Source organism: Streptomyces sp. CB02923 (assembly GCF_001905005.1).
GTDB lineage: Bacteria > Actinomycetota > Actinomycetes > Streptomycetales > Streptomycetaceae > Streptomyces.
This window is the reverse complement of sequence record NZ_LWKZ01000023.1, coordinates 659,886-674,191: the sequence shown is the minus strand read 5'-3', so window position 1 is coordinate 674,191 and position 14,306 is coordinate 659,886. Positions and strand designations below refer to the sequence as shown.

General features: G+C 72.3%; 11 protein-coding genes and 1 pseudogene. 7 read left to right on the top strand and 5 right to left on the bottom strand.

The genetic code is table 11. From position 1 onward, the window contains the following. Window positions 1–333: 333 nt before the first annotated feature. Window positions 334–800, top strand: a pseudogene (locus tag A6A06_RS21115) (transposase family protein); the annotation flags it as partial. Here the strand turns inward: A6A06_RS21115 and A6A06_RS21110 are convergent. Beyond that, entirely contained in the window at window positions 791–1,735 is a 945-nt protein-coding gene (locus A6A06_RS21110; RefSeq protein ID WP_073762829.1) for an amidohydrolase family protein, read from the bottom strand. The pseudogene A6A06_RS21115 and the gene A6A06_RS21110 overlap by 10 nt on opposite strands. A 58-nt stretch (window positions 1,736–1,793) precedes the next feature. On the opposite strand from A6A06_RS21110, the gene A6A06_RS21105 reads away from it, so the two are divergent. Further along, window positions 1,794–2,324 (top strand): MarR family winged helix-turn-helix transcriptional regulator, encoded by a 531-nt coding sequence (locus A6A06_RS21105; protein ID WP_073762828.1) that lies wholly within the window; start codon window positions 1,794–1,796, stop codon window positions 2,322–2,324. A 226-nt stretch (window positions 2,325–2,550) separates the two neighbouring features. Here the strand turns inward: A6A06_RS21105 and A6A06_RS21100 are convergent, their stop codons facing one another. Further along, window positions 2,551–3,375 (bottom strand): LysR family transcriptional regulator, encoded by an 825-nt coding sequence (locus A6A06_RS21100; RefSeq protein WP_073763284.1) that lies wholly within the window; start codon window positions 3,373–3,375, stop codon window positions 2,551–2,553. A gap of 251 nt (window positions 3,376–3,626) precedes the next feature. Between A6A06_RS21100 and A6A06_RS21095 the strand changes: the two genes are divergently transcribed. Further along, window positions 3,627–4,322: an SDR family oxidoreductase gene (locus A6A06_RS21095; RefSeq protein ID WP_073762827.1), complete on the top strand. Its 696-nt coding sequence runs from the start codon at window positions 3,627–3,629 to the stop codon at window positions 4,320–4,322. A 64-nt stretch (window positions 4,323–4,386) separates the two neighbouring features. Here the strand turns inward: A6A06_RS21095 and A6A06_RS21090 are convergent, their stop codons facing one another. Both A6A06_RS21090 and nirB read right to left on the bottom strand, forming a co-directional pair. Beyond that, entirely contained in the window at window positions 4,387–5,919 is a 1,533-nt protein-coding gene (locus A6A06_RS21090) for a carboxylesterase/lipase family protein (protein ID WP_073762826.1), read from the bottom strand. 159 nt (window positions 5,920–6,078) lie between these two features. Next, window positions 6,079–8,931 (bottom strand): nitrite reductase large subunit NirB, encoded by a 2,853-nt coding sequence (gene nirB / locus A6A06_RS21085; protein WP_073762825.1) that lies wholly within the window; start codon window positions 8,929–8,931, stop codon window positions 6,079–6,081. 220 nt (window positions 8,932–9,151) lie between these two features. On the opposite strand from nirB, the gene A6A06_RS21080 reads away from it, so the two are divergent. The 3 genes from A6A06_RS21080 to A6A06_RS21070 all read left to right on the top strand — a co-directional run bounded on the left by A6A06_RS21080 (window position 9,152) and on the right by A6A06_RS21070 (window position 11,590). Continuing rightward, window positions 9,152–9,970, top strand: coding sequence for a sirohydrochlorin chelatase (locus tag A6A06_RS21080; RefSeq protein ID WP_079194178.1), 819 nt, complete (start codon window positions 9,152–9,154; stop codon window positions 9,968–9,970). A 59-nt stretch (window positions 9,971–10,029) separates the two neighbouring features. Next, entirely contained in the window at window positions 10,030–10,899 is an 870-nt protein-coding gene (locus A6A06_RS21075) for a universal stress protein (RefSeq protein ID WP_073762823.1), read from the top strand. 190 nt (window positions 10,900–11,089) lie between these two features. After that, window positions 11,090–11,590 carry a pyridoxamine 5'-phosphate oxidase family protein gene (locus A6A06_RS21070; protein WP_073762822.1) on the top strand — a complete coding sequence of 167 codons (501 nt, stop codon included), beginning with the start codon at window positions 11,090–11,092 and terminating at the stop codon, window positions 11,588–11,590. 21 nt (window positions 11,591–11,611) lie between these two features. On the opposite strand, the gene A6A06_RS21065 is transcribed toward A6A06_RS21070, so the two are convergent. After that, window positions 11,612–13,303 carry a sensor histidine kinase gene (locus tag A6A06_RS21065; RefSeq protein ID WP_443333763.1) on the bottom strand — a complete coding sequence of 564 codons (1,692 nt, stop codon included), beginning with the start codon at window positions 13,301–13,303 and terminating at the stop codon, window positions 11,612–11,614. A 278-nt stretch (window positions 13,304–13,581) separates the two neighbouring features. Between A6A06_RS21065 and A6A06_RS21060 the strand changes: the two genes are divergently transcribed. After that, window positions 13,582–14,298, top strand: coding sequence for a CBS domain-containing protein (locus A6A06_RS21060; RefSeq protein ID WP_242440855.1), 717 nt, complete (start codon window positions 13,582–13,584; stop codon window positions 14,296–14,298). Window positions 14,299–14,306 lie beyond the last annotated feature (8 nt).

The window sequence follows — 14,306 nt, the reverse complement described above, 5'->3', positions numbered from 1 at the left end:
GTGGACGCGTCGGAGCCTTGTGGGACCTCTCCCTCCATGACTGGCAGGGCTTCTTGTCCACGGACGCCGCCACGTACTCCCGCGCTCTGCACTTCGCCCGGCGAGCAGCCCCCGTGGCTCCCCGCCGGGAATCGGCATCGGACGACTGGCACAACGAACTCGCAGCGGCGTATTCCTGGGCCTTCAACACCCGGCCGCGCCTGAGCTACACCACGCGCGCGGGGCTCCAGAGGGACACGATCCGCACGGGTCCTCACCGACATCGCACGGTCGTCGACGCAGTGAGCGTTTTCAGCGTGGCCCCCGATCGGTGAGGGTGTCGGGGTGGGCGGGGCGGCCGGCTTCGGGACATCCGTCGGCACCGCCCACGCCCATGTCACGGACAGCGTCGGCCTGCTCGCCGACCGCGCCTCGGGCCTGCTGAAGGTTCTGAGTGAGAACGTCCCTGACTTCGCCCTGCTCGACGGGACTCTCGCCGAGTGCGACCGCGTCGGCGACGGCCACGCGGACTACTCGGCCAAGCACCGCCGCCACGGGATCAACGTCCAGGTCGTCACCGGCCCCGAAGGCACAGTGCGGTGGATCTCACCCGTACTGCCGGGACGCACCCACGGCCTGACCGCAGCCCGCAGCCCGTAGCCCGTAGCCCGTAGCCACCGCATCATCCGGATCTGCGAACGACTGGGCATCCCGTCCTGGCCGACCGCGCCTACCAGGGCGCCGGCCCCTGGGGCACCACCGACCTCAGACGACCGCCCGGCGGCGAACTCAGCGGGCATGTCCGGCCTGGTCAGCGGGCGAGGCGGGGGAAGAGCACCTCGGCGTTGCCGCGGTCGACGGCTTCGGCCTGACCCGGGGTGTAATCGGGGTAGGTCTCAAGGAAGTTGTTGTAGTAGGAGCCGGCCTCCTGGGGGGCGAAGGGCCAGTCGCTGCCGTAGAGGACGTGGCCGGGCTCGGCGAAGGCGAGCAGGGCCGGCAGCGCGGAGGGGCTCGCGGACAGGGCGGTGTCGAAGTAGAACCGCTTCAGATCGCGCAGGACGTCCTCCGCCTTGCGCTCGCGGTCCACGACCGTGGAGGTCAGGCCGGAGAAGCGGTAGGCGGCGTAGGGCAGGAAGCCGCCTCCGTGGGAGAGGATCACGCGCACGTTGCGGTAGCGGTCCATGACGCCGTTGAGCACCATGTTCAAAGCGGTGCGGGTGGTGTCGAAGACGTAGTCGGCAAGCGGGGCGGGAGTGCCGGGCAGCAGCGTCATCGGGGGCTGCGCGGGGTGGACGAAGACGTTCGCGGCGCGGCGGTCCAGTTCGGCCCACAGGGGCTCGAATTCCGGGTCGCCGAGGTACTTGCCGTGGGCGTTGGACATCAGCACCACGCCGTCGGCGCCGAGGGTGTCGAGCGCGTACACGGCCTCGGCTACCGCGGCGTCGATGTCGGGCAGCGGGATGCCGGCGAAGTGGCCGAAGCGGTCGGGGTGGTCCTTGACGACCTCGGCGCCGTACTCGTTGACGGCGCGGGCCAGGTCGCGGGCGGCCGCGTCGTCGCCGAGGTGGACGCCGGGCGAGGTGACGGACATGACGCCGGTGGCGATGCCCTGCTGGTCCATCATCGCGACCGCGCTCTCGGGGCTCCAGGCCGGGATGGCCCAGCCGCCGGAGTCCAGGCCCCGCGCTGCCAGGGTCTGGGCCCAGACCGGCGGAACGATGTGGTGGTGGACGTCTATGCGCGCGGGGTAGTCCATGATTCCTAGCCTTCTAAAGCTTAGCTTGCTAATTGATTCATTTAGTAAGCTAACAGTCATGCGAGAGACGAGCAACCACGAAGTGGACGACCTTCAGGACCCCGCCGGCGACGAGGCGGGCGTGAGGGAGCTGGCGCAGGCCGCTGACCGGCTGTTTTATGCCATGCGCCGCTCTCGGGCGGCCACCATGGGCCGCTCCGGGGCCGGGCTGTCCATGGCTCAGATCACCCTGCTGGAGCCCCTCGCCGCCGGCGCCAAGGGCGACGGATTGCCGGTCGGCAAGCTCGCCGTCGCCGCCGAGGTCAGCGTTCCGACCGCCACGCGCATGCTCAAGCAGCTCGAAGCTGCGGGCGTGGTCACGCGGGAGCGCTCCCCGCACGATGAGCGCCAGGTCCTCATCCGTCTCACCGAGGACGGGGCCGATCGGCTCGCGGCGATGCGGACGGAACTGCGGGCCCGTCAGTCCGAGGCGCTGGCGCACTTCACGCCGCCGGAACGCCGCGAACTCGCCGCCCAGCTCCAACGCCTCGCCGCCGTCATCGGCGACACCGTCCCCCAGCCCGGCGAGGGGGAGACCATACAACCGTGACGCACCCCGGTTCCGGCAGCCGCCCCAAGCGCATGACCGTCATCAGCAGGGCCGCCCTCACCCTGGAGAGGCAACGCTGAAACCGCTCAGTGACCGGCAGCCACGGAAGGAGGATCACACTCCACCGGTGGCACTTCGTCGACATCCGGTACGTCCGCCACCACCGGCAACGCTGGACGCAGCGAGTCGTCCCTCTCCGCGGAGGCAAGCCGCTCGGCATGGCGCGTTAGGGGCCGGGGTCCCCCGCCTTGCGCAGTATCGCGGCGGCCGTTTCCAAGAAGTCCAGTGCAGGGCCTGCGCAGTTGTTCTCCGGGGCGGCCAGGCAGGTCTTCACGGGCAGGGCGTCGGTGACGGGCAGGTAGACGAGGTCGGGGCGGGAGTACGAGGCCGCGACGCTGAGGGGAACGAGCGCTATGCCCTGTCCGGAGGCGATGAGTTCGAACTTCTCCTCCAGTGAGGAGGTCCGCCGCGTCCTGACGTCGAGGATCGGCTCGGCGTCGAGATCGGCCGATGTGAGTGTGGGGCGGGCGGCCAGCGGATGCGTCGCGGGCAGGCATGCGACCTTGGTCTCGTGCCCGATGGGGACGGTGCGCAGTCCCGCGTCGTCGAAGGGGTGCCGGAGGTATCCGACGTGCGCGCGGCCGTCGCGCAACGGCGCGTCCTGCTCCCACCAGCGCAGCGGGAAGACATCGATCCGGGTCTCCGGGTGGGCCGCCGTGAAAGCCCGGATCGCCTCCGACACGTGCAGGCCGGGCGAGAAGGCGACGACGAGCCGCTGTTCGCCCCGTTCGGCCTCGTGCACGCGCCGCAGTGCCGTGGTCACCACCGTGGTGATGCTGCGCGCCTCGTCGTACAGCTGCCGGCCCGCGGGGGTCAGCTCGACGCTGCGCGTGGTCCGCGTCAACAGCCGGCAGCCCAGCTCCTGTTCGAACGCGCGGATCTGCCGGCTGAGCACCGGCTGCGCGATGAACAGCGCCTGTGCCGCCCGGCCGAAATGCCGATGGTCGGCCACCGCGACGAAGTAACGGAGCTTGCGCAGATCCAGGTCCAGGTTCAGGTCCAGATCCATGCCTTAACGGTATCAATGTGTTCGGAAGAGTATTGGACGTCCGGCCGGGCCGCTCGGAGACTTGGCTCATGATCGGCAGGGCCGCTCCGACGGGTCGTACGGGCAGCCGGGTTGTGCACCGGCTGCTGGAGTGAGCATCCGAACCGGCCCACGACGCTCCACGACTACCCGCGACGCTCCGCAACGAACCGCGACGACCCGCGCCGCCCCATACGCATCACGATAGGAATCACATGACCGAATCCCCCAGGACCGCCCTCGTCGTCGGAGCTTCCCGGACGCTCGGCCTCGGGCTCGCCGCCGAGTACCTCCGCCGCGGCTGGGACGTCATCGGCACGGTGCGCGGCAGCCGGCGCACCGGACTGCACGACCTGGCCGAATCGTCCGGAGGGCGGCTGACCGTCGAATCGCTGGAGATGACCGATCCGGAGCAGGTTTCAGCGCTGCGCGACCGGCTGGCGCGGCGCACCCTCGACCTGCTCTTCGTCAACGCCGCCATCACGCGCGGCGACCTCCCGATCGGCGAGGTCCCGACGGACATGTTCACCGAGGTCATGGTCACCAACGCGCTCAGCCCGATGCGCGTCGTGGAGTCCCTGCGCCCGCTGGTCGCGCCGACCGGGACCATCGGTGTGATGTCCTCCGACCAAGGCAGCATCACGCTGAACACCGAGGGCGGGCAGGACCTGTACCGGGCCAGCAAGTCCGCGCTGAACCAGCTGATGCGCAGCTATGCCGCCCGCTACGCGGAGGACACCCGGACGCTGCTGCTCATGGACCCGGGCTGGGTGCGCACCGAACTCGGCGGGCTTGAGGCCGAACTCAGTGTGGAGGAGAGCATTCCCGGGGTGGCGGAGACGATCGAACGCCAACAGGGGAAGCCCGGCCTCCACTTCCTCGATCACCTGGGGCAGGTCGTTCCCTGGTAACGCGAGCCCTGGTAACGCCGGCCCTGGTAACGCGGTCCCTGGTAAACGCGGTTCCGGCCTCCTGTCATGCGCCGCCCGTCGGTTCGAGTGCGGCGAACTTCCAGTCCGCCCAGATGAGACGGGATGTCTCCGCCGGGTACGGCACGGTGACGGAGTCCGCGGTGAACACCCGGGTCAGCCGGTCCTCGGGCCGGTACGGGGACCAGCCGGGCGTACCGGTTCCGGCGAAGGCGGTCCAGGCCGCCATCATCGACTCCGAGAGCGCCCTGGCCTCGGGGGAAGGCTCCTTCCCCAGGAGCATTTCGGCGAGTTCGCCGTGGAAGGCGCCGAAGACCAGCGGGACGTCGAGCCCGTGGCAGGCGCCGAGCGCACCGTCCATCGCCGGGCTCGGCCAGGCCATCTCGTACAGATACGCGGTGCCTCCGCCCGCCACGTGGGCCTCGGCCAGGTGGAGACTGGGCATGCGGAACAGCCAGTCGGACATGACCAGGTCCTGGATTCCGGTGGGGTCCGCGGCCGGATGGCCTGTCCGGTAGGCGCGTGCTCCGGCGGCGTCGGGCGCGCACCATTCGAGGGTGGCAGCGGCTTCTTCCTCGGTGACCTTCCCGCGCCGCCCCGAGAGCGCGGTGAACCCGCGGCATTCGTCCCGCGTGTGCCCCACGACGAGGTCGATGCCTGCGCCCTGCCCCGCGCGCAGCGCCTCCCAGGGAGTTCGCGGCAGCACGTCGCCGTCGACCACGGGCGCGAACGGCATCCGGGCCCGTGCTGCCCGGCCCCACCGCGCGCCGTGGTCCGCCATCTTGTTCCATACGGAGTCCGCCGCGTCCCGCAGGGCGCCGGGCGCCACCGGTGCGAGGCCGTCACGCGTAGCGGGCACTCCCAGTTCGGCGGCGATGGCCGCACCGATGTCCGAGGCCAGCGGCGTGCTGAAGAAGGTGCCCGGCACGCTCTGCGCCACGGCCCGGTGGAAGAGCCCGGCCGCGCGGGGCATCGTCATCAGGGCGGCCACCGCACCCGCGCCCGCCGACTCGCCGAAGACGGTCACCCGGCCCGGGTCGCCGCCGAAGGCCGCGATGTTGTCCCGGACCCACTCCAGCGCGGCGACCTGGTCCAGCAGGGCCCGGTTGGGCGGCGCGCCCGCGAACTGCCCGTAGCCTTCGGCGCCCACCCGGTGGTTGAACGTCACCACGACGGTGTCCCGCCGGGCCAGGCCCGTACCGTCGTAGCCGGGCCCGTCGGCCGAGCCGATCATGTACACGCCACCGTAGAGCCAGACCATGACCGCCAGTCCCGCTCCGCCGGGATCGGGGCTGAAGACATTGACGGTCAGCCAGTCGTCCGCGCCCGGCGCGCTCTGCGGCCCGGCCCCGTATCCGAGTGCGAGGGACTGCGGTGGCGGGGGCCCGAAGGCGTCGGCCTCGCGCACCCCGTCCCAGGGCAGCGCGGGCACGGGCGCCGCCAGATGCAAGTCGCCGACGGGCGGCCGGGCGTACGGAATGCCCCGGAAGACGGCCACGTCGCCCTGCCACCGGCCGCGGACGGAACCGGCCGACGTGCGGACTTCCGGTGCCGGGATGGATCGGATGGATCGGGTCATGTGGTTCCCTTCCTTCCGCGTTCGGCGGGGATGCGCCCTCGCGCTGGGGTACCGGCCCTTCACCATGAGCCTGCGGTCAGCCTAGGCCGGAGGGCGGACGGTGGAACAGTGAGTTCGCTGCACGCGTGACGACGCGGGGTGACGGCGCCCCGTCGCGGCTCAGAGCACCCGGACAGCGTGCACGGCAAGGTGCCGGCTCTCGTCGTCCAGGCAGGCTCCGGTGCGCAGGTCGAAGCGCTGCTTGTACATGGGTGAGGTCACCACCGGCGTTCCGTCGACCGCTCCGTAGATGCCGCGGGAGATGACGGCGGCCCGCGAGACGGGGTCGGTGTCGGAGACGGCGAAGACCTCTCCGTCCGGTGAGCGGAAGAGCGCGACCGTCTCTCCTTCGTCACCGGCGCGGACCGGCACGCCGCGCCCCGGTTCGAGTTCCTCCAGCAGGCAGACGGACTGCCACGCGCCCTCGGGTGTGCGGATCTGGACGTGCCCGGGGGCGGCCGGGCCGTCGGGGGCGGGGCGGGCGGTGGTGAAGCGCCGCAGCTTCGCCGGGTCCTCCAGGACGGCCCGCCATTCGTCGCGGTAGGCGTCCACGTGCCGCTGCAGCTGGGATTCCAGCTCCTCGGCCAGTCCCAGGGAGTCGTGCAGGACCACGTCACGGACGTGGTCGATGCCGCCGTCGATACGTTCCAGCCAGGCCGCGGTGCGTTCCAGGCGGTCCGCGGTGCGGATGTAGAACATCAGGAAGCGGTCGATGACACGGATGAGTTCCGCGTCGCCCAGGTCCTGGGCGAGGAGATCCGCGTGGCGGGGTGTGACGCCGCCGTTGCCGCCGACGAAGAGGTTCCAGCCGTTCGCCGTGGCGATGACGCCGACGTCCTTGCTCTGGGCCTCGGCGCATTCGCGGACACAGCCGGAGGCCGCCAGCTTCAGTTTGTGCGGGGACCGCAGTCCGCGGTAGCGCAATTCCAGCTCCACGGCCATGCCGACGGAATCGCGCTGCCCGAAACGGCACCAGCGGGAACCCGCGCAGGATTTCGCGGTGCGCAGGGATTTGCCGTAGGCGTGGCCCGATTCGAGGCCGGCGTCGACCAGCCTGCGCCAGATGTCCGGGAGCTGGTCAACGGTGGCGCCGAACAGGTCGATGCGCTGTCCGCCGGTGAGTTTGGTGTAGAGGCCGAATTCGCGGGCGACCTCGCCGAGCACGATGAGGTGGTCGGGGCTGATCTCACCGGCCGGCAGGCGGGGCACCACGGAATAGGTGCCGTCCTTCTGGAGATTGGCGAGGAAGAGGTCGTTGGTGTCCTGGAGGGCGGCCTGCTCGCCGTCCAGGATGTGGTGCAGTCCGAGTTCCGGGCCGAGGGTGGCGAGGAGCGAGGCGACGGTCGGGCGGCAGACCGCGCATCCGTGCGGCGGTGTGCCGTCCGGGCCGGGAACGCCGTACTCCCGTGCCAGACGCGTGAAGCTGTCGGTGCCGGTCACCCGGATGATCTCGTACAGCTCCCGGCGGGTCTGTGTGAAGTCCGGGCACAGTCCGCCCGGTCCGGTCTCGACGCCTTCGGCCGCCAGCTGCGCTTGCATGATCGACGTTACGGCGCCGACGCAGCCGCCGCACCGGGTGCCGGCGCCGGTGCACTTCTGCACGGCGGCCAGATCGTGCGCGCCGGCGTGGACGGCGTCGCGCAGGGCCTTCTTGGTGACTCCGTTGCACGAGCAGATCACCGCGTCGTCGGGGAGTACCGCGGTGGTGTCCACCGGGCCCGACGCGTCGGCGGGCAGCAGGAAGGAGGCGGCCGGGCCGGGCAGCCGGGCCCCCACGAGGGGGCGCAGGGTGCCGTACGCGTCCGCGTCCCCGACCAGGATGCCGCCCATCAGCTTGCCGTCCGGGCCGAGCACCAGTTTCTTGTAGACGCCGGAGCCGGAGTCGGCCCAGAGCACCGAGCCCCCGGCGTCCGGAGCGAAGGGGTCGCCGAAGGAGGCGACGTCCGCGCCCAGCAGCTTGAGCTTGGTGGAGGTGTCGGCGCCGGTGAAGCTGCCTTCCCCGCCGGTCAGGGTGTCCGCCAGGGCTTCCGCCATCCGGTAGCCGGGCGCGACGAGCCCGTAGACGTTGCCGTCGGCGGCGCGGGCGCATTCGCCGAGCGCGTAGATCTCCGGCGCGGAGGTGCGGCACCGGCTGTCGATCATGATGCCGCCGCGGTCCGCGACGTCGAGGCCGGCCGCCCTGGCGAGTGCGTCGCGGGGCCGTACGCCCACGGAGAAGACGATGATGTCGGCCTGGACGCTCGTGCCGTCCGACAGCGACAGGCCGCGGACGCGCCCGTCCGCACCGGTCCACACCTCGGTGATCGCCGCGTCGGTGTGCACGTGGACGCCCATGGACTCGACGGTGCGTGCCAGGGCGTCGGCCCCGCCGGTGTCCACCTGTCCGGGCATCAGCCGGGGCGCGGCCTCCACCACGCTGGTCTCCAGGCCGAGTGAGCGCAGGGCCCCGACGGCCTCCAGCCCCAGCAGCCCACCGCCGATGACCGCCGCGGTACGGGCGCCGCGCGCCGCTTCCCGGATGGCCCGGACGTCCTCGACGGTGCGGTAGACGAAGCATCCGGGCGCGTCCCGGCCGGGCACCGGTGGGACGAAGGCGTACGAGCCGGTGGCCAGCACCAGCGCGTCGTAGTGCCACGCCGCGCCCCGGCGCGTGGTCACCGTGCGGGTGGCGGTGTCGATGGCGGTGGCGGGGTCGCCGAGGCGCAGTGTGACGTCGTGGTGTTCGAGGAAGTCGGGTTCGGCGAGGTTCAGTTCCTCCGGGGTCGTTCCGGTGAACAGCGAGGACAGGTGCACGCGGTCGTAGGCGCGGCGCTCCTCCTCGGCGAGGATCACGACGCGCCACCGCTTGCCGTCGTCCTCGCCGTTCTCCGGGCCGGCGAGCGCGTCCCGTTCGGCCAGTTCTTCCAGCAGCCGTTGGCCGACCATGCCGTGACCGACGAGAACGAGAGTGGGCCGGTCGGTGGATGACACCATGTGAGCTCTCCTGCCAGCTGCTTGGCGACGGGACGCGTTTTCCGTATTCCACGACTGCCGCACGGAACCCGCGCCTTCCCGGGCCGCAGCGTCTTCAGGCTATGACCGCTCCGCGCCCGCCCCCCGCGCCGAACGTCCCCTTGATCAGGGCCTGTCGTCCCTGCAATTCCGGGACCAGCAGTTCCTTATCGCGAAAGGGAGGCATTATTACGGTGGCGGCATGGCCTCCTTTTCCCCTGTGCTGATTGCCGCCGCGCACGGCAGTCGCGAGGCACGGGCGCAAACGGAAACGCACCGGTTGCTGGCGCACGTGCGCGCGCTGCGTCCCGCATTGCGGGTGGACATCGCGTTCTTCGACCTGCACCGCCCCAGGGTCGACGAGGCCGTGGCCGCTGTGAAAGGCGCGCCTGCGATCGTGGTGCCCTTGTTGCTGGGGGCGGGCTTTCATTTCACCGTGGACCTTCCCGCCTTGCTCGGGCCCGCCCGCGCCGCGGGGCCGCTGGCGCCGCACCCGCTGCTGACCGAGGCGCTCGCGTACCGTCTCCAAGAGGCCGAGGCGCGCGCCGGATTCCCGGCGGACGCCGTCGTCCTGGCCGCCGCGGGTTCACGTCGGCCGGGCGGGAACGACGGCTGCCGCGCCGCCGCCCGCCAGTTGGGTACGGCTCTGCGCGCCCGGCGGGCGACCCCCGTCCCCGTACGGCCCGCCCTGCTGTGCGCCGGTTCCGGCACCGGTAGCGGGGAAGGCCGGTCCCTGGCCCGTACGGCACAGGACCTGCGTGACGAGGGCTGTACACGTATCGCGGTCCTGCCCTACCTGATGGCCCCCGGCCGTTTCTCCGACCACCTCGCAGCGGAGGCCGACCGTGCGGGATGCATGGGCACCGCCCGTCCGCTCGGCGCCCACGACGCCATGGCCCGTCTCGTTCTCGCCCGCTTCGACGAAGCCCGGAGCGGCCCCGGTGCGCCGCCACGTGGCGGGCGGTCGGCCGGAAGGCCATTGGTCCCCGGACTCGGGACCTCGGGGCCGTCCCCACGGTGACCGCCGTGCCCGGAGAGTGGAGTCAGGACGTACTCCCGTTCCCGCTTCAGGAGGTCCCCATGCCCGGCACCGTCACCGTCGGACTGGACGGAACCGACCACAGCCTCGCCGCCGCCGACTGGGCCGCCGCCGAGGCCACGCGCCGCGGAGCGCGCCTGCGGCTGGTCCACGCGTGGCTGTGGCGCCCCCTGGACGTGCCGGTCGCGGCGGACGAGGAAGTGCAGCGCCGCTGGGCCACGGAGGTGCTGCGGGAGGCCGCGGTCCGGGTGGCCGGGGACTTCCCCGAATTGCCCGTCACCAGGGAGATCCTGGCCGCCGAGACCGTTGTGGCCCTGGTCGCCGAGGCCGCCGCGGCGGACTTGCTGGTCCTGGGCTCGCGCGGGCACAGCACACTGGTCGGCTACCTGCTCGGATCCGTGGGACTCCAGGTGCTGCGGCAGGCGACCGCCCCCGTGGTCCTCGTACGCGGCACGCGCGACGACGAGGCGGGGCAGCCCCGTGACGAGGTCGTGGTGGGGGTGCAGGACGAGCGGGAGAGCGGCCCGGTGCTGGAGTTCGCCTTCGCGGCGGCCGCGGCCCAGGGGGCGGTCCTGCGAGCGGTACGGGCCTGGAACATCCCGCCGGTGCTGGTGTGGGGCGGCGAAGCCATGCGGGCGGCCGACGACGCCGGCGGCCTGGAGCCGCTGGAGCGCAAGCGGCTGGCCGACGCCGTGCGGCCGTGGCGGGAACGCTTCCCGGGGGTGAAGGTCGTCGAGCACGTCGAGATGGGTGGTGCGGGACAGGTTCTGCTGGCGGGCAGCGGGCGGGCCCGGCTCCTGGTCGTGGGACGCCGCGCTCCGGGCCGTCACGACCTGAGGAAGATCGGTGCGGTCGCGCACGCGGCGCTGCACCACGCACCGTGCCCGGTGGCCGTCGTGCCCCACCCGTGACCCGGGCCCCGGGGACCCCGCTCCAACCCTTCCGGCAGACACCGCGGTGACTGCCACCGCACCTTCCTGACATCCCGAAAGGCCTGTATCGGGGTCCGTTCGGCCCTGTTGTCAAGAGGGTGTCTTCGGAAGGCTGGCCGTCAGGCAACGAGTGCCCGGACGAACGCCGCCGGAGCAGAGGGTGTGCAGGATGAACGACGAAGACGCACAGCAGGTCGACGAACGCCGTGAACCGGTGGCCCCCCGGGGGATGCAGCAGCTCCTCCGGGGCGAATCGCTGCGGCTGCTGGGCAGCGTCCCGCTCGGCCGGCTGGTGTTCACCCAGAACGCCCTGCCCGCCATCCGTCCCGTCAACCACCTCCTGGACGGGGAGGACATCATCGTCCGGCTCAACGACGGGGCGACCCTCACCTCGATCGCGCCGCCCGCGGGCGAGGCGGGCCTGGTGGTCGCGTACGAGGCCGATGCCATCGATCCGCGTACCCACCTGGGCTGGAGCGTCATCATCACCGGGTACGCCCAGCTGGTGGCCGACCCCGTGCAGGTGGCCCGCTACCAGGACCTGCTGCGGCCGTGGGTGGCGCAGACCATGAACGGCGTGCTGCGCATCCAGCCGGATCTGGTCACCGGTTTCCGGCTGGTGACGCAGCCCGCGGTCGCGGTGTGCGCCACCGGCGGCGAGGGCTTCTGACTCCTCGCCGCCGGCAGCCCGTCAGGTGCCCGCGGGCAGCGGAGCGCGCCACACGATCCGGCTTCCGCCCTCGTCGGGCGTACGGATCTCCAGCACCCCGCCCACGCTGCTCGCCCGTTCGGACAGGTTGCCCAGCCCGCTGCGCCGGCCGCCCTCCGGAATGCCTCTGCCGTTGTCCGTCACGGTCAGCAGGACCTCGTCGCCGGTGGCCTGGAGCGCCACCTCGACCCGGGTCGCGTGCGCGTGCCGGGCCGCGTTGCTCAGCAGCTCGGTGAGGGCCGCCACGACGTGATCGGCGACCTGCGCCGGTACGTCCGTGTCCAGCAGGCCCTCCATGCTCAGCCGGGGCGGGAAGCCCAGTGCCGTACCGGCCTCCCCCACGGCGCGCGCCACGCGGGCCCGCAGGCTCGGTCCCGTGTCCTCCTCCCTGACCCGCAGACCGAAGATCGTCGACCGGATGATCTTGATGGTCTCGTCCAGGTCACCCACCGCCCGGGTGACCCGCTCCGCCGCGCCGGCGTGCTCGACCAGCCGGGCGGCGCTCTGCAGCGTCATACCGGTGGCGAACAGCCGCTGGATGGCGAGGTCGTGCAGGTCGCGGGCGATACGGTCGCGGTCCTCCAGCAGGGCCAGCTGTTCGGCGTCGCGCCGTCGCTCGGCCAGTTCCAGGGCGAGGGCGGCCTGCCCGGCGAACGCGTGCAGCGGCTCCAGCTCCCCTTCGGTGAACACCGCCTCCCCTTCGGCGCGTGCCAGCAGGAGTACGCCCCGGGCGCTGCCGCCCTCGCTGCCCAACGGCACGGCCACCGCCGGTCCCAGGCCGTCGAACCGCCGGGGCCCGGCGGTGCAGCGGTCGTCGCCCGCCAGGCCGGACGAGGTGACCGGTCCTCCCGCCTTGAGAGCGGCGCCGGACAGGGTGCCGTCGGCCGGTACCACCAGGCCGCGGCGCTCGGCGCCGTGTCCGCCGAGCGCCAGCTCGACGACCAGGTCGCCGGTGTCGTGCATGGGGACGCAGACGTCCGCGAGCTGCGCCCTGGTGATTTCCCGGGCCCGGCGGGCGATCAGCTCCAGGACCTCCAGGCGCGGCATGCCGGAGAACAGGCTGTTGGTGATCTCCGCGCCTGCCTTCAGCCAGCGCTGCTGGCGCTGCGACCCCTCGTAGAGCCGCGCGTTGTCGATCGCCACACCGGCGGCGACCGACAGCGTGGAGATCACCGACTCGTCCTCCGCGTCGAAGTCCCGCCCGCCGCGCTTGTCGGTCAGGTAGAGATTGCCGAAGACCTCGTCGCGGACCCGGATCGGCACGCCCAGGAACGTACGCATCGGGGGGTGGTGGGCGGGAAACCCGTAGGACGACGGGTGGGCGCCGAGGTCGGTGAGCCGCAACGGCTCGGGGTTGCGGATCAGTTCGCCCAGCAGGCCGTGTCCGGCCGGCAGCGGCCCGATCGCGGCGACCTCCTCGGGGGTCAGGCCGACGGTCAGGAACTCCGACAGCCGCCTGCCGTCCGGGCCGATCACACCGAGTGCCGCGTACTCCGCGTCCACCAGCAGCGCGGCGGCTTCGACGATGCGCCGGAGCACCTGGGGCAGGTCCAGCTCCCGCCCCACCGAGACCACGGCCTCCAGGAGGCTGTGCACCCGGTCCCGGGTGCCGCGTGCCGCGTCGATGCGTGCCTGCAGTTCCTCCAGCAACTCGTCCAGTCGCATCTGAGGCATGCGCGACAACGACTCCTGCGTGCCCACCGGTCCTCCTTCTTCGGTCGCCCGCCGTACCCGGTCAGCGTATCCCTGTTCGAACAGTGGGATCGGAGCCCCGTGGCCGCGCGCTCCCGTGCGGGTCGTGCGCGCGGCACATTCGGGGCGATCGGCCCTCGGACGGAGGAAGACAGGCCCATGCTTCCCCGGCCCGTCCCCGGCGAGACTCGACCGGCGGGGAAAGAGCGTCCGGCCGGGAGGCCGGGACCGTGAGGCACCGACGCAGGGGAGGTATCGCCGTGCAGCACCGCACCGTGGCCGAGGTGATGACGTGGGAGGTCGTGCAGGCCCGCCCGGACACCCCGGCCGAGGAACTGGTCCGGCTGCTCGACGTCCACGGGATCAGCGGCCTGCCGGTGGTGGACGGCGACGACAAGGTCATGGGGGTCGTGTCGCGGACGGACCTGCCCGCGCCCGCCGGGGGCCCGGACGCTCCCGACGGGCCGTCACGCCCGGCCTCGCGCCCACCGGCCGGGGCCGCCGCCGGGGGTACGACCGCGGGCGAGGTGATGACGACACCGGCGGTCACCGTGCACCCGGAGCACCGCGTCGAGGACGCCGCGCGCATCATGCAGCGCCGCCACGTCGACCGGCTGCCCGTCGTGGACGAGGAGGACCGTCTCATCGGTATCACCACCCGCCGGGACCTGTTGCGGGTCTTCCTGCGGCCGGACGAGCAGATCCGCGCGGAGGTGGCCGGCGAGGTGCTGGGCCGCGCCCTGGGCGTGCCGCCGGACGATGTGCGGGTGTCGGTACGGGACGGTCTCGTGACCCTGCGGGGAACGCTCGTGCACGAGGACGACATCCCGGCCGCGATCGGCCTGACCTGGCGGGTGGACGGAGTGGTGGGCGTGGTCAGCCGACTCGTAGCGCGCGCGGACGACGGCTGCACCCCGCGCGGCCCTGACGGCCCCAACGGCCCGCACGGTGGGCCGTTAGGGCGGACATGGGGCTGAGCCCGTGT

What these genes read in the sequence shown, in the direction of transcription:
- A6A06_RS21110 (WP_073762829.1), bottom strand. Translation starts at nt 1,735, where the DNA reads ATGGACTACCCCGCGCGCATAGACGTCCACCACCACATCGTTCCGCCG.
- nirB (WP_073762825.1), bottom strand. Translation starts at nt 8,931, where the DNA reads ATGGTGTCATCCACCGACCGGCCCACTCTCGTTCTCGTCGGTCACGGC.
- A6A06_RS21070 (WP_073762822.1), top strand. Translation starts at nt 11,090, where the DNA reads ATGAACGACGAAGACGCACAGCAGGTCGACGAACGCCGTGAACCGGTG.
- A6A06_RS21095 (WP_073762827.1), top strand. Translation starts at nt 3,627, where the DNA reads ATGACCGAATCCCCCAGGACCGCCCTCGTCGTCGGAGCTTCCCGGACG.
- A6A06_RS21105 (WP_073762828.1), top strand. Translation starts at nt 1,794, where the DNA reads ATGCGAGAGACGAGCAACCACGAAGTGGACGACCTTCAGGACCCCGCC.
- A6A06_RS21080 (WP_079194178.1), top strand. Translation starts at nt 9,152, where the DNA reads ATGGCCTCCTTTTCCCCTGTGCTGATTGCCGCCGCGCACGGCAGTCGC.
- A6A06_RS21075 (WP_073762823.1), top strand. Translation starts at nt 10,030, where the DNA reads ATGCCCGGCACCGTCACCGTCGGACTGGACGGAACCGACCACAGCCTC.
- A6A06_RS21090 (WP_073762826.1), bottom strand. Translation starts at nt 5,919, where the DNA reads ATGACCCGATCCATCCGATCCATCCCGGCACCGGAAGTCCGCACGTCG.
- A6A06_RS21065 (WP_443333763.1), bottom strand. Translation starts at nt 13,303, where the DNA reads ATGCCTCAGATGCGACTGGACGAGTTGCTGGAGGAACTGCAGGCACGC.